This window comes from Arthrobacter sp. ZBG10 (assembly GCF_001238605.1).
Lineage (GTDB): Bacteria > Actinomycetota > Actinomycetes > Actinomycetales > Micrococcaceae > Arthrobacter.
This window is the reverse complement of the sequence record NZ_LFQH01000056.1, coordinates 1-15514: the sequence shown is the minus strand read 5'-3', so window position 1 is coordinate 15514 and position 15514 is coordinate 1. Positions and strand designations below refer to the sequence as shown.

At 57.4% G+C, this 15514-nt stretch carries 9 protein-coding genes and 1 pseudogene; 6 read left to right on the top strand and 4 right to left on the bottom strand.

Features of this window, described 5'->3' with window-relative positions:
- Window positions 1-125: 125 nt before the first annotated feature.
- Entirely contained in the window at window positions 126-2714 is a 2589-nt protein-coding gene (locus ACU18_RS13955) for an AAA family ATPase (protein WP_082178339.1), read from the top strand.
- 44 nt (window positions 2715-2758) lie between these two features.
- Window positions 2759-3970 (top strand): hypothetical protein, encoded by a 1212-nt coding sequence (locus ACU18_RS13950; protein ID WP_050686465.1) that lies wholly within the window; start codon window positions 2759-2761, stop codon window positions 3968-3970.
- Between the two features lie 243 nt (window positions 3971-4213).
- Here the strand turns inward: ACU18_RS13950 and ACU18_RS13945 are convergent, their stop codons facing one another.
- The gene (locus ACU18_RS13945; protein ID WP_050686463.1) at window positions 4214-4789 is read right to left on the bottom strand and encodes a recombinase family protein; all 576 of its coding nucleotides are present in this window, start codon (window positions 4787-4789) and stop codon (window positions 4214-4216) included.
- 392 nt (window positions 4790-5181) lie between these two features.
- Between ACU18_RS13945 and ACU18_RS13940 the strand changes: the two genes are divergently transcribed.
- The gene (locus ACU18_RS13940; protein WP_050686461.1) at window positions 5182-6159 is read left to right on the top strand and encodes a Hachiman antiphage defense system protein HamA; all 978 of its coding nucleotides are present in this window, start codon (window positions 5182-5184) and stop codon (window positions 6157-6159) included.
- Window positions 6160-6743: 584 nt separating this feature from the next.
- Window positions 6744-7511, top strand: coding sequence for a hypothetical protein (locus ACU18_RS13935; protein ID WP_050686459.1), 768 nt, complete (start codon window positions 6744-6746; stop codon window positions 7509-7511).
- A 691-nt stretch (window positions 7512-8202) separates the two neighbouring features.
- Here the strand turns inward: ACU18_RS13935 and ACU18_RS13930 are convergent.
- Window positions 8203-9624 carry a hypothetical protein gene (locus ACU18_RS13930; protein ID WP_050686457.1) on the bottom strand — a complete coding sequence of 474 codons (1422 nt, stop codon included), beginning with the start codon at window positions 9622-9624 and terminating at the stop codon, window positions 8203-8205.
- 160 nt (window positions 9625-9784) lie between these two features.
- The gene (locus tag ACU18_RS20440; RefSeq protein ID WP_231686089.1) at window positions 9785-10084 is read right to left on the bottom strand and encodes a DNA-processing protein DprA; all 300 of its coding nucleotides are present in this window, start codon (window positions 10082-10084) and stop codon (window positions 9785-9787) included.
- 2081 nt (window positions 10085-12165) lie between these two features.
- Here ACU18_RS20440 and ACU18_RS13920 point away from each other — a divergent pair.
- Both ACU18_RS13920 and ACU18_RS19680 read left to right on the top strand, forming a co-directional pair.
- Window positions 12166-13467 (top strand): PIN domain-containing protein, encoded by a 1302-nt coding sequence (locus ACU18_RS13920; RefSeq protein WP_050686455.1) that lies wholly within the window; start codon window positions 12166-12168, stop codon window positions 13465-13467.
- A gap of 189 nt (window positions 13468-13656) precedes the next feature.
- A complete protein-coding gene (locus ACU18_RS19680) occupies window positions 13657-14382 on the top strand; it encodes a hypothetical protein (RefSeq protein ID WP_157407712.1) in 726 nt (241 codons plus the stop codon).
- 935 nt (window positions 14383-15317) lie between these two features.
- On the opposite strand, the pseudogene ACU18_RS19340 reads toward ACU18_RS19680, so the two are convergent.
- Window positions 15318-15514: pseudogene (locus tag ACU18_RS19340) on the bottom strand (integrase core domain-containing protein); the annotation flags it as partial.

Genomic DNA, 15514 nt, shown 5'->3' with positions numbered 1-15514 from the left:
TTGAGGGCCAGCATCTACGTGTCGATTCTCGATATGGCCACGGGGTCCGGCATCCTTGGAATATTCGAAAGATTCAATAACGAGGCAGTCCGGATCGCGGCAACGACGCCAATGGGGGGACACAGATGGTGACGGACGAAATCTCCGTAAACCTTGGAGAGGCAACTCCAAGACGGTTGCTGGTGAATTGGGCTAATGGGCAAGATGCCTGGGTACGGGTCCTCACTGCTGAGACGATCCTTTCTCGCAAAGAACTGAGCGACGATGCGCTGTCAAAAATCTACTCAGTCTTTCTTGCAGAGAAGGGCCTCTCGGATCTGCCAATGCCGGAAGTTCCCAAACTTGAGCTTGAAGTCGTAGAAGCAACGGATGAAGACAGCCTAGAGCTAACAGAAATCCGCGACGTCAAGGGTGTGAACGCGCTTGCTGCCGACCAGGTGTTGGCGTTGGACTCCGACCTGACTGTCCTGTTCGGACAAAATGGTTCTGGCAAGACTGGATATTCGCGCATCTTGAAGCGCATTTCCGCAGTCCGAACACCTGAAGACATACTTCCCAACGCCCACGCGTCAGATGGCGCTACACCCCCTCCTCCTTCGGCATGTATCGAGTACCGTCAGTCGGGCGAAGAGAAAACGGCGATATGGAAGAACGAACCGGGTCTTGCTCCTTTTACACGCATTAGTGTCTTTGATGCAGAAGCAGTCTCCCTACATATCGACAGTGAACTGGGCTATGTCTTCACACCTGCTGAGCTGGCTTTGTTTTCTTACGTCGCAAAGGGGCTCCAAGGCGTTCAACAACGCATTGCCGCTGAAGTTGCGGCGTTGAAGCCCGGAACAAACTCGCTACTGGCACGATTCGCCCGAGAAACCACGGTGTACCCGCTCATTGAGACTTTGGGGGCAACGACCGATCTAACAGAGCTGTCGATGCTGGCGACCGTCCCTGAGGATGCCGAGACCCTGCGCGAAGGTCTTCAAAGCGAATTGAGCGCCCTCCGCACAAACACCCTCGATGCACTGGTGGCCAACGCCCAACAATCTCAGGGCGATCTTGCTCGGCTACACGGAGTAGTTGTTGCGATCCAAAGCTTTGATGCAGCTAGATATGAAAGTGCGCTAGCAGAACTGGCGGCGGCAGAGCAACGGCGACGTGAGGCACGGGAGCAGCTGTTTTCTCCAACCGAGCTTCTCGGCGATCCGGACGAAGAATGGCAAAAGTTCATTGTTGCCGGCGACGCTTACCGTCGCCACTTGGAGAAAGTCCAATATCCCGAGGACGGTGATCCATGCCTGTACTGCATGCAGGAACTCAGCCCCGCTGCTCTCAGCCTATTGAACCGCTACCGCACTTTTCTCGATGAGACTGTCCTCCAGCAGGTAGTACAAACTCGGAAGGCTCTGCAGGCTGCGGGGCTCACCATCGACGCAACCGAGCTAACCCAGGCGCTGCAATATTCGACAGCTCAGGGTGAAGTTGAGCAGACATCCAAATGGGCCACCGAAGCAGTGTCTCTTCTGACCAATGCCCGAACAACTATCGAGGAGACGGCGAAGGAACGGCCCATTAGCAACCCGACGATGCCCGAGAAAGCGGGGAGCTTGGCCCGTGACGTCGCCTCACTTCTATCGGCCGCGACCGATACCCACACGAAGTTAGCTGACGACAGAGCCAACGCGGAGACTCTCTTGGTGAGGAAACAGAGAGAGCTCGTCGAACTCGAAGCTCGTATGGAACTCCAGAATAGTCTCGACGCCGCCCGAGCCTACGTTCAGCGTGCAAAGAGGGCACAGCAGCTGGAGAAGCTATCCCGTTCGGTATCCAGCGGTGCATCAAAGCAATTGACGGTACAGTCGAAGCTAGCCAGTGAGGACCTGGTAAACAAGAATTTTGAGGCTCTGTTCACTGATGAATGCAGGCGCTTAAGGGCACCGAAAGTTGCCCTAAGTTTTCAAGGCAGAAGCGGTAGGGCCGAGCGAAAGAAAGCTGTCGCTAACTACCGGCCGTCTTCCATACTTTCCGAAGGCGAACAGAAGGTCCTAGCTATCGCTGACTTTCTTGCTGAAAGCCGTATGAGGGGTACGAAGGCGCCCCTTGTGTTCGATGATCCCGTGACCAGTCTCGACTACCGCCGTCTTGATGAAGTTGCAGCCCGGATACAGCAGCTTTCGGAACGTCACCAGGTAATAGTGCTAACTCACAACATCATGTTTGCCTCGGCCCTGATTTCGGAGCGGCAAAACAAGAAGCTTCGGGTCAAGGTTTACGAGGTCAGGGATGGCGGAGCTGCCAAGGGCATTCTCGCTCCCGATGTCGAGCCGCGTTTCGATACGCCTGCGGACCTTGCCAAAAGAGTCAACACAAAACTTCAGACCATTCCTCGGGCGGAACCTGTTTTACAGGACGCCCTAATCAAAGAAACCTACGATCTGATCCGAGCATGGTGCGAGGCCTTCGTGGAGCAAGAGCTCCTCCAAAACGTCACGCAACGCTATCGCGCAAATATCATGATGACTCGTCTAGCAAAAATCGACACCACCCGGTTCGATGCAGCGGTCGAAGTAATCGCTCCTTTGTTTGGGCGCGCTTGTGACCGAATGACCGGACACTCACACGCAGCTGAGTACATGAGCACGAAACCCACAATTACCGACCTGCAGGAAGACTGGGAAGCCGCTAAGGCCGCCCGGGCGGCCTACATAGCCACCTAGCAAGCACCTACGAGGATCTGCTCCAGGCAATACTGAGGGAAAACTTGTTTAACAAAGAAGAACGTCTCCAGGCCGCGTTCTCAGACGCCGAAGCCACAGCGAGAGTCTCCGCTTTTCACATCAGCAAGACGCACCTGACAACCTACAGCGCGGAGTCTCTGGTTGGCAGCATATTCACGGAGTGTGCTTTGGACCTGGTGGAAGTCAAGCTCGACTACATCTGGCATAACTCTGAAGTGTCACCGTCCTACATCACTGAGACCTCCTCCTATTCCGAAATAACACTTCACGCAAAATGCAACGAGTCCAGCACATACATCGGAGATCTAACAAAGACATTCGTTCAGGGAACCTCAAGCCGCACGTCGTCAACGTGGGTAATCAGCAGGATTTACAATTCCCCTTCCGATGCGGATGACATGGTCTTGGTTGCTAGCTGTAAAGCAGATTTTGAGAGGGATATCCGCACGGCCGCCGCTGAGTGCAACATAAAAATCAGTGAACACAGAGACCGCCTCCGCGCTATGGTCACTCAGATCATCACCGATCGGGCGACGAAACTAGAAGGCATCAACAAAGCTGCCTTAGCCGCGAACATACACCTGACGCCGGCTCCCGATCCGATCATAATTCCGATGAAACCTAACGCGATGAACATGGCCACCTTGCAGAGGCGTCAAACTGCAGGCGCCCAAATAGCCATGTTGGCCGCCGAAAGCGCGGACGAACTTGTGAACACGATAAGGTCCTTTGCGTTAGCCCTGGAGCGACAACCCGTTCTCGCCGGGGCATTGGCCACCAAAGATGAAGAAGCGCTTCGAGACATACTTCTCTTCATCTTGAACTCTCAATGGAAGGGTGCGATCACCGGGGAGACCTTTGTGGGCCGCGGGAAAACGGACCTTTGCTTCCGCTGGGAAAACGCCGATGCTTTCATCGGTGAATGCAAAATGTGGAATGGTCCTAAAGCTTTTACTCGCGGCATCAATCAACTGCTGGGATACACCGTCTGGCGGGACACCAGAGCCGGACTAATTCTGTTCGTAAAGAACAAACGCGATGTCACAGCTGCAATCGAGTCTGCTGCGGAGTGCATCAGGAGCCATCCCAACTTCATACGCACCGGCCGCGCTGATCAAGAGTTCATCATCCACTCAGAACACGACGCCGAACGGCACATTCACTTGTCCCTGATTACTGTCCACATTCAGTCCCCCTACGCCGCCGCCTCGGGCGCAGAAAATAGCACTGACTGACGTGGCGCCCTTAGAGTTCCCGACCATGGTCCTACTCACTCTGCTTCGGCTAGACAGAGGTCGATTTGATCCGCTGTGCTTCCCTATCAGGCTAAACAGACCCGGATCGCCAAGCCTGCTGTGATCTGGCCTCCTGGCGGCAGCTGTGGACGGCCAGGTAGTCCCTGAGAAGAGATCATCAAGGCTGACGAGAGGTCCCGCGAGAATTTGCCAGTCCCGATGCAATCTTCCTCGGATCCAACGTCAGATAAGCGGCGGCGTTGCCCTCTGGAGGGCGCGGTAGACCGTCGAGCGGGCGACGCCGAAGAGTTCGGCTATCTCGGTGGTGGTGTGTGCCCCGCCCCGATGAAGGCTCACGAGGTGCGTTTCCTGGGATTTCGAGAGCTTGGGTTGCTTGCCTCGCAGCCGGCCTTTGGCTTTGGCCACGGCCATCCCTTCCCTTGTCCTGGCACGAATGAGGTCCGCTTCGAACTCGGCCACCATTCCCAGGACGTTGAACAGCAGCTTCCCTACCGGATCGTGAGGGTCATAAACACTCCCGCCCAGGTTGAGGGCAACGCCTTTGCGGGTGAGCTCATCCGCGATGTCCCTGGCATCAGGCAACGACCGGGCCAAGCGGTCAAGCTTCGTCACCACAAGGGTGTCCCCCTTACGGCAGGCAGCCAGGGCTTTACCCAGGCCGGGCCGTTCACGTTGAGTGCCTGTGAACCCGTGGTCGACATAGATAGCGTCGGGATCCACTCCAGCGGCCGCGAGAGCATCGCGCTGAGCGGTCAGGTCCTGGGTATTGGTGGAGACGCGGGCGTAACCGATGAGCATGAGATCGAGTGTAGCGTTTAGGGAACCTTCACCGGGCAGTTTTACGGGCGGGTCTTACGGGAATCCAAAAATTCCGCAAAGCCGGCACTTTTGAGTCACGCTAAAAGGGCCTGGCCGGCGGCCGGTGGAGGACCGGCTTGCGGGCATAACGTAATGGCCTGGATAGAGCTGGCGGCGTTCTTGGGTGGTGTTGCCGCTCGGATAGATGTCGCGATTATGCTTCTTGGCATGGGAAGTCGTGGACGGTCACTCTCGATACCCGACGGGCGACGAAGGCCCGCGGCTCGGGCTTCTCAGGTCCACCTAGCAGGCTGTACTGACGTATTTCTCGTATTGTCTAGCTTGGTCGATGACATGTTTCGGTGAACTGGGTGCACGGATAGGGGTATGTCGTGCTCGAGTTGGAGCTTGATTTCGAAGCCTTTGGGGAAGTCTTCTCGACGACCCAGAGCAGTCCATTCACGGTCATTGAAATTGATGTGGAGCAAGCTGCCACGTTGGCGGACCGTCTGGGCGTTCCGGTACGGCGATGCTACATATCTAATCCCATTCTCCGGGTGCGGGTCGCGGAAACCTCGGTGTCTGCTCGCGCGATCGTTGGGTCGAAGCTTCCGGATCGTGGATCGACGATGGCTGGGGACTTCGGTGAGATCCTGACGGCACTGTTCCACGCGGCCAGAGAGCATCCGGGAGTCGTTCTTGATCCTAAGAAGTGGCGGTTGAAGCAGGATCGCACGAAGCCTTCTCCTGGTTCGGATGTCGTACAGATGATCCTTCCGCAGTGGCCGGTGGCGTCGACAGACGATCGGATCATTTGCGCTGAGGTGAAGACGAAGTCCACCCCCGGTGGGTCGACGCCCATCGCGAGTGCGATCGCGGACTCGGAAAAGGACAGTTCACGACGTTTTGTGAAGACGCTCAACTGGTTGAAGGAGCGAGCGATCGACACTGGGTTGTCGACTGTATCGATCGAACAGCTGGACAGATTCATCCATCCGGTAGGTCATCCGAAGGCGATGCGGGAGTTCCGCGCGGTGGCTGTTATCTGCGCGAGCCTTGTCGCAGACGAGTTGGTCGGTGTGATGCCTCCTCCTCCCAATGAGCGGGCATTGATCGTGATCTCGGTCCCCGGCTCAATAAGGCAGCGCCATTTTGGCAGGGACCGTGTTGAGCTTTCGCCCCGGGTGCAACCCGCTTGCGCACGGCGCTCCTCTCGGCGCACGAAGAGTTTACGACGGAGCGGGCATTCGGTACGGTCGACGGACTCAAACACTCGCTCGGTGTCATGTGGTTCAAACCCGAAGTCGCTTCAAGGTCCTTCCCGGCAACAGTCGCCGATGACTCGCTGCTTTCCCTTGTCGCAGAGCTAGCAGCGGATCCAGATCAAAGAGTCCTCGCGATTTTTGACACCTACTCATCTTTTGCCGGCCCCGGCGAATCAGTCGTGAAGAAGAGTCGTCTCCTACGTTCCCTCACGCTGGCTTCTGTGCACGAGCAGCACGAGCTGCCGCTAGAAGACACTTCCTCATGAGTACGGCTGTCCAGGCAGTCGTTACAGCGTTCGAAACGCCTATAAATGCTCATAAGTGGCGCCACCGATAGCGCCCCGGCCGTCGGTGGCTAGCAGTCACACCATCCTTCCTGCGGGCACGCTCAAGAATGGGCTTCAGCCTCTGCCTGGTTACGGAGTGCCTCATAAAGCCCGCCTCACAAGAGAACCTCAGTAAGGTCACCCCATTTTCCTGATTCCAGCAGCACATTGATGGCTTTTTGGTGACCCTCCCCCGCCTCGTAAATGACGTCGTCGATGACATTGGGGATGCTGGGCGACGTACTGAAGTGGTGGGACCGTTGGCCATGGCCTCGGAGGCCGCCGCCCGCGCACTACGGAAACCATTCGTCCGTGCTTCCCCGCTGGTAGCTCGAATCAGAGTGGTGGCGCACACTAGACCTCATGTCCGAGGAACCCATTGCGATAAAACCCGGCAGCACACTGCGCTTCCGGGTGGAGGACCCGCAGCGCGGTGTCGAGTCATCGACGTGGAGCCTCGTCGGTGCCAAGAAGAAGGGAGACCTCTACTTCGGCGGGCGAGAAATAATGGCCGAGCTGAAACTCAGCCTCCACGAATCCGGCATCACGCGGATGGCATGGACCTCGGCGGCAGCAACCGGACGGTTGGAGCCCGGGGCTGACCGGCTGTTGTCCCGCTGGACCGACGTTGAGGACCTCGGCAACGGATGGTCGCTCGTGTTGCTACTGTCAATCCCCGATTCGTCGCTCTCTCAGTTACTTCCGCCCCTGCCCGAGCAACCACCTAAAGCCACTGTCGCTCTTCCCGCTGCGGGGCCTGGACGCACCGTTCAGGTCCGGGTGCTACTGGGGACACCGGACAGTGGGGGCCTGCGTCTCGAGGGGGAGATGCTTGAGGTTGGCATGATGCTTTTGGGTGATGGCAGCAAGGTCTGGGTAACTGCATGGGACCACGAGACGACGGCGAAAGCCGAAGCTCAGCTGGTCGATGTGCGCGCTCACGCCATGGCGCACGGGGCCGGAGACCGACCCGTGCCAAGGGCGTGGGCGTGGGGTCATGACGACGACTCGGGAATCCCCATCATGCTGGATGCGGGCGACCCAAGGCCGGCTGACGCGATTCCTGCCGTCATCCCTCGATACAACGGTCCACTGAACGTTTTCGTCCGCGAAATCGAGGCGGACCCGTAGCGGAGTCCTGTCTGGGGGTGTCCGTCGTACTCGACCTACCGCGCTCCCTGGGCAGGACTTTCTCGAGTTGTAGGATCATCGTTTTCTACGAAACTACTTTTCTACATTTCCACGCGGTTCAAGTCCGGGGCGACCTTGGCGCACCATGTCACGGGCGGTGGGGATCTGAAGTGTTGCCGGCAGCTCGATCCGGTCCTGTCCGGGAATCGGCCCGCTACTTGTGAGGGCGTGGGCCCACAGGGCTTCGGCGTGTTCGGTTCCGGTGATCATCTGGGTCGCGATGGCCGCGATCATGTTTTTCTCGGTCTCTGCCGCGCCGATGTAGGGGGTGTAGATCGCTTGGAGACGATCGCCTCGAAGTATGACGGCGAGGACGCCCAGGCCGCCCGCCTCCTGGAGGACACGTTCGCGCGGCCCTCCTGGCGCCTCCGCCGCTCCGGGAACATTTGCTCTAAGCGCCAGCTAAAGAAGCCCCTGGGCGCGTTTACACGCGATCGCCAACGCCCTGACGGCCTCTCTCCCTGGTGCCGGATCTGCCTCGTCTTACGCCGAGGGCAAGGGATCTCCGCGAGGCGAGATGATCCCTAGCGCCTCCATTCCCTGATAAAGAAGGCCCCTCTTCGCAGCCAGTAAGTCGTTCCAAGCCGCGAGAGGGGCCTTTTGCTTTAATCAGCGCAGCACCATGCCGCCTTTACGCTTCTTCGCGCTCGCTCTCTTCCTGCGGTTGTGGGCCAAACTTACCCCCGGCGTAGGCGTAGACGTTCATGTCGATTATCTGTTGCTTGAATGTGCCGAACTTCCAATCCTCGCCGAAGGCTTTGGTCAAGGTCATACTCGGCTCCATGAGCCGCAGCGCTAACAGCCGCACAACAAGAAGCGCAACCTTTCCGGCGACATAAGTATGATCGGCCGGAGGCATTGGGCCTCGGTTCGCGTGCTTGACGTCGTTGTAGTTGTTCGCGACCGCCCTAGCGAGCGCCATCGGGGACTCTGCTATATCGGACCAATCCAGATTCACGGTAGACAGGCTGCGGAAGACATAGGTGGCAGTTGTGGGCTGAGGCCGCTTCCCCTTCGACCATGAATCTCGCTCTCCCTCGACCTCGCCGAGTATGTGACCTGCTGCCTCCAGACTTACGGAGGCATTCACAATATGATCCTCGACGTAAGACTCCGGCCGCCGCAACGTTCCAGCGCCGGGCTGAATCAAACGCTCCCATTCCTCGAACTCAGCCAACCAACGCTGTAGGCCCTCAATTCCAACCTCCGAAGCAGTCGCTAGTGGATGCTTCAGTTTCCCCGGCAATGGGCGCCAGTAGTCCGAGACGGTATTCTCGGACACCATTTCAAAGAACGGCACGTGGACGACCTTGCCGGTGAGAACTTTGGCATTGAATCGAGAGTCCCTTATCTCATGACGCCTAAATGCTACGGGTTGTCCGTACATAAGAGTCAGAAGCGCGACGATCTTGCGTTGTTCCGCCAAGTGGTCCGCGCACGGTCGCGACGTTGCATACTTCGTCGTCAGGCAAACCCACTCACGGACGCGGAAACCCGGCTCCTCTTGGTCCGTCCTCCAGTCAGTGCTCAACTCGAAAGTCACGTCTCCAAGACTCCAGGTCAAAGCTGGCGGCGACTCCACCTCGACGCTTATCTTCTGAGCGCGGTTTTTCTCGTCAGCAACCACCGAGTACGAAGTGGCTCCCATACTCGTCCACTCCGTGAGCCCGTCCAGTTGTGAGCGAAGTTCAGTGACCTCCAACGCATCTTCAAAGTCTCCGTCACGATCCTTAAAGACGACTTCTTGCGGCGTCACCCTCACTGTCGAGAAACCTTGACCCCCGAAGTTAAGCGATGATCCCGAGGTGCGGCAACCATACAAAGTGAACCGCCCAGTGCCAGTAAGTAACTGTAGGTTTGACGGCGGCCGACCCTCGCGAACCCACCCTCTCACCGCCGCAAACTGAGGAGTGTTATTTAGGAACGGGACTAAAAGACTGATCCCTTTCAGTTCCTCAAAACTCAGCATTCCCGTCACATACGGGGTGTCCTCAACGTTGTCGATGATGAGTCCCGGGACCGTGTCGCCCATTGTGAAACCCTGCTTAGCCATTGCACTCCCCCATATTCGAGCCGATGGGATGGAGTCTATCCGGCGGCACTGCCAGCCCTCCCCCGAATACATCTATTTGTCCTTTCCGCTGCAGGAATCGGTACCAGGTCGGGGCGGAACCTGCCGGGAGCTCGGAAAGGGCGAGGCCGCAAGGCCAGCATTACCGGATGGTAGTCCTGGTCAAGGCCTCCGGCCAACCTCCCTGGCTCTCGGCCAACGCGGCCCGGTGCGCGTGCGCATCGATGCCGTAGGCCAGCCCTGAGATCACGCTAATTCCTCGTTGGGCCAACCCGTATGCCATATCCGCTGTCACCGAGGCGCCGTAGCTGGTGGAGTCCCGGGGTCCGGTAAGGGCCACACACTTCGAAGGCGCCGGGGTGCCGTTGTCGATGTAGCCCCGGTACCAAAGCCCGTACGGGGGCGTCGGGCAGATCGTCCACGCCTTCGGGCCACGGCTCATCTCCTGGGATGAGGAACTCGCCGCCGAGGCATTCGATGGTGGCCAAATCTTTCTCCGGGTCGACCTCCGGAACCCGTGGAGCCCATCGCCCCAACGCTTCTGACAGTTCTTCGACAGTGCTTCCGGAATGGCGTGTATGGGTTGCGGGCCGGTGGCAAGCCTCAACGCGGCGTACGCGCCGAGCCTGCCTACGAGAGCCCGACCGAGACGGTCGCCGGGTTCGAAAAGTCGGGTCAGGGCTGCGCGTGCAATGCGATCGTTCATGGTTTCTCTCGTCCTCTGCTGAGGGTCCGGTGGGTTGGGCGGCTTTGGTGACCGGCCAGCGTCCCCTCTCCCCCGGTCGCATTTTGCCTGCTGGTGGAACATCGCGGAGCTGTGCCCGACGGAACCGGGGCAACCCAAAGGGCAGGCAGAGGATGGGTTGTCTAAGGAGAAAAGCGAAGCGCCGGCACAAGGCATCGACTGCGCAGCCGTCCGCAGGACGGTTGAACCGGCACGTATGATCCACAGGACAGCAGCAAAAATCAGAAAAACGCTTCTACAACCCGAGCGAAGCTAGGACCGATCCCCCTAACCCAAGCACTGATCGCGGCCGTACAACTGACGCCGGTACTGGATGACTCGTTTTCTTCCGGTGTCCCGGCCGGTTGGTTGGCCGGGACACCGGAAGGAGCTTTTTGACCATGCGGCCCGGGTGGGGATTCCGGTCCTGGTCCGGCAGGCCGGCAGCTGTGGCGGGCGGTTCTCAGGGCCGCGAGGCTTGCACTCGGATTCGGCATAGCAAACAGGCGATGCTCTGTACTGGCTTAAACTTCCGGTCTCGGTTCCGTAGCCATAGTAATAGTGGGGGCTTTCAGACTGCCATCACAAATATTGAGGGATATAGAAATGGGTTCCAATCGATTCAGACTTTTTACCGCCGTCGCTGCGGTGGGTCTTTCCGTCGGCTTAGTTGGTCGGGGACGTCGATGCGCCTCCGCAATCACTCCTTAGGTCTTACATGGTGGGACTGCCCCCCTCCTTGGTGAACGGTTTGAGACTTAGATCTGACATAACCCTGCGGTTCTGCATAGCTGGATCTCAGACCAGGGGCCTAGGGGCAACAAAAATGGCCGACTGGCGGACGGCCGGCCCTCCTGTACTGCAGTCCGGCAGCTGGCGCACCAGCCTAAATGCCGAGTTCGCCGCGCCGCGCCTAGGCACTCGCCGCCAGTCCATAAACCGAAAACCTCGAAATCTATCCAAGACGTTCGGATCCAGAACACGGTGGGTGTTGGAGCCGACGATGCCACTGATCATTACTAGGATGCGTGTCCTCAGCCAGCGTTGCGAGGCCAAATAAAGCATCCTCCCATTTGGCATATCGGTTCCTGGTTTCCCAGTCCAGGCCAAGCGCTTCCGCTATCTGCACGGCCGCTTGGGTAACGGGTGTCTGAGGGGTTACCGACCCGACAAATTCCAAGGGATCCAGGTCGCGGCGTGCTGCATAGTCGAGGTACCAGTCCTGGCGTCGCTCGCAAATGTAGATCGCGTCTAGGAGGTCCGCACTGAGATTATCGACGGCTTCGTTGCGTATTGTTCGGAAGTCCGGCAGCGGTAAAGATTCCTGAGTGGGCGCAGGCAGGAGATAGCGTTCCAGCTGGCGCATCGTGGGCTTACTTATGCCGCTTTCCCCTGTAGGCAAACGTGGGAAGTTCTTGCTGAGATCAGCTTAAGACTGGCAGAAACGTCTTTTTGCCACCGCGTGCTAGCGCTCCGAGTTAGCACCGGGCGCCATGCAAGAGACGCACCGCTGAGTACGCGGCTCGCCTCGATGGCAGGAGCGGTGCCGCCGCCCAGCTCTCTTCCTCCACTGACAGGCATCGCTGACCGCGAGTCCTTCCGCTGCAATAGTCAATGCCATCCTCCCCCATGTTCAAACCCCTTTGGTCATGACAACGAGTTCTGATCGTGGGATCCGTCGGTCTATTTGTGGTCGCCAGGCCGTGCAGGCACCATGGCCTCAAACGGTCATTTCCAATCTGCACCCGTCTTACGTAGCGGTAAGCCTATGTAACCTATCGACGGGTGATACTTGAACAATGATTGTCATCATCTTGGACACAAATATCCTCCACAAATCGCCCTTTCTTTCTCGCGATGAGTGGAGGTCACTCTCCACGCACAAGGACGAATGGAAAGTGAAAATCATGGTTCCGGAGGTTGTTGTCATGGAAACAACCAACACAGTTCAGAGGGAGTGGACCAGGCAAAAGAACACCTTCAGCACCGCAAAAGTCGGAGAGTTCGGACTGCAGGAGCACGCAGACGCGATCGTTCACGCCATCGCGGCCCGCATCGATTCTTATGAAGATGACCTGAAGAAAAGGCTGTCCGAGCTAGGGGCTGAAGTGCTGCCCGACCCTACGATTTCGCATACAAAAGTCGCAGAACGCGCATCCAAAGGTAAAGCTCCATATCAAGGGAAAGCCACCAAAGACAACTACCGAGACACCCTTATATGGCTCACCGTAATCGAGGCAGCCAGGAACAACCCGGACGATGAGGTCTGGTTTGTCAGCGACAACCATAAAGACTTCGGCGGCCTCGAAGGTGAAGATGGTGACCAAATACCGAAAGCCTTGCACCAAGAACTTCAGAAAGAACTAGCGAGCCTGGGCCTTCAGAATCAAGTGAAGTACGCCGCAAACCTTGCTGCCCTCGTACAGCACATTTCTGCTCTCTACGGCCCGATCGCAACTGAGGAGCTTGATAGATTGACGGCCGCGGTCAAGTACGACCTACTGGAACAGCTGCTGAACGAGCAGGTCCTCACGATGACGATCCCTGCCAGGGATGTCGCGCTAGAGCCAGCTGCATCCGTCGCTGCGGTAAATGAGATCCTTTCCCCCGAACTGAAGTGGAACTTCTCGGATGAAGCCAAGAGCGGCGAACATGAATGGACGGCCAACTATGTCGTCGATTTGGAAGCGGTAGTGCTCGGTTACTCCAGCGACATGGAAGAAATGCTGACAATCGACAACAAAGTGCTTCGTGCTTCGGGAACGGTATCGTTCACTACGGATGGGAACATTCAGAAGTTTGAGGTTTCCAGGCTGGAGGCACATCCCGATGACCCAAATCATAGACTGTGGGAATTGTTGGATAAAGCGGGGTTTGCGGAGCGAAACTCCCTTGGTAAATATCTAACGGACCGGCTCCAGATCGGCCTCACCCTACCTCCCGAAATCATGGAGGCCATGCGCAGAACCGCCCAACTCGCCAGCGGCCTCACCCTACCTCCCGAAACCATGGAGGCCATGCGCAAAGTCCTGGAGGCAGCGGCAGAGAAGGAGGAGCCGGATGAAAAGATACCTAACGCAGAACCCTCGCCGAAATCATGATCAGAAGGCGCGCTAACGAAGGCCAGAGACTGGTTCTCCTCGGCCGCGGCCGGGTGCCTTGCTCGCAGGGGAAACGGGAACCGTGTCGCCAGCGCATTAGAATCGGTGGTTTTCGAGCATGACCTATTCGTCCTATCAAAACCTTCCTCTGCCCGCTTCCCTGCCGACAAGCCCACTTATGGTCTAGTTATGGCCATGATGAGTATTTTTCTGACCGCCGCAATGGCATTGACTGACGATAGGTTGAAAATCCGAGAAGTCGTCGCGGCTGAGACATCTGCCAACATGGCCACTGCTTCGTTCGTAGTCTCTTTTTTTCTGCTTGCTGGTGCCGTAGCTGCTGCCGTCTATGCCGCGAAGGCAGCATCTGCCGCCGGAGCTGAGGTTGAAAATTCCCGCACTGAGCTCAGAATGGCGAAGCTAGCAGAAGAACAAGCTGAGGCCGGCCGAGTGTCTACATGGCTTACGAAGTCAGGCGCAATGATCTACGTCTACGTCCGCAATGGGAACAGCGGCCCTGTCTACGACGTACGTTGCCGAGTGATGGTGAAGGAAACGCAGCCTCAGTGCCCCGAACCTTGCGTCGAAATCTGGCGAGATAGCTGGATCGCCCTCTCCCCTGCCGTTGCTCAAGTGAATGATGTACAAAAAACGCAGCTATACCCGCAGAATGCGATATTTCGCGACGGTGGTGAGAAACGAAAAGTTCTGAACACCTCCCCAGATGTGAGCCTGAACTGGTCAGAGGATTGGAAGCTTTGGGATGGTTCGACTGCTTCCTCCGGCCTAGCGATCGATCTAACATTCCGGGATTCGGGTGGAACAAACTGGCGCAGAAGTTGGGACGGGAAGCTAGAAAAGATAGGGCGGGCAGCGCCAAAGACGTCCTCGGACAAAGAAACACAGAGGCAATGAATTCAGTGGCATTGTTCATTGCGTCTGTTGACACGGGATCCTGGCCCGATTGGATCGCTGCCATGGGAACCACTGCGGCACTGTTGGTGGCGGCGGGTTCTTACCGGCACAGCCTGACGCTAAGGCGTGAAGCTCAGGCAAGGCTTGTTTACAGCCAAATCTTTGCGGACCAAGAGACAATAGAACCCGACCGGTTTGTTACTTTCCCTGAGGGCGTGGGGTTGCACTGGATAGATGAAGCATCCGTGGAAAGCAGGGAAAAGTACGGGGTCACCACACTGCACGCATCACAACCACTCACGGTCACCACGTTTAGCGTCTTCAATGCAAGTCCAGAGGTGATAGGACCCGTCATAGTTCAGGCCTTACACTCTCGCCGCAGCGACGTTCCGATGTATGCAATCGCCGGCGTAGACGTCATGGGACCAGGCAGCCAAATCAACGTTGGATTCGCATTACCTAGCACTCCCCCGTCAGGTGATATACAAGAGGTAAATGTCATCTTTCGCGATACGGCAGGACGGTGGTGGAGCCGAGTCTCGTCCAGTCCGATTCAAAGTCACCGATCAGCGCCACTCCCCGCTCTCCGAAGCAAATATCCAAGTCGGCGCACGAAACTGATCCGAAGACTCCAACGCTTCTACAGAAAGACGGAAACACAGAAATTTTGAAACAAGGGAAGGTGGTTACACGGAAAACTGTTTTTCCAGTTCTGTCGGTTGGGCGGAACGGAACGCGACGGATAACCGCGCCGTCGTGTCCTTATCCGGCGATCATGTCGTGTCTCTCAATCAGCGGTCGGGTCATCGCGGGGTGGCGGGCGGCCAATCCTTCGAAGCCGTCACACAGATGTCCGGCACAGCAACCGGGACTGCTGAAGGTGTAGTTGACAGCTGAGGTTGATATTTTCTTACGCGGCTGAGGCCGCGTTTTTTTATTGTCTCAAACTCGATGGGGGTAAGCCGTCCGAGGGCGCGTTGGCGGCGTTTTCGGTGGTAGCTGCGCTCGATCCAGGTCGTGATAGCGAGCCGGAGTTCGGACCGGGTTTCCGATCGTTTCCGGTTCAGGACGTTCTTTTGCAGCAGGGAGAAGAACGATTCCATTGCGGCGTTTGAATATGGCAGTTTGATTC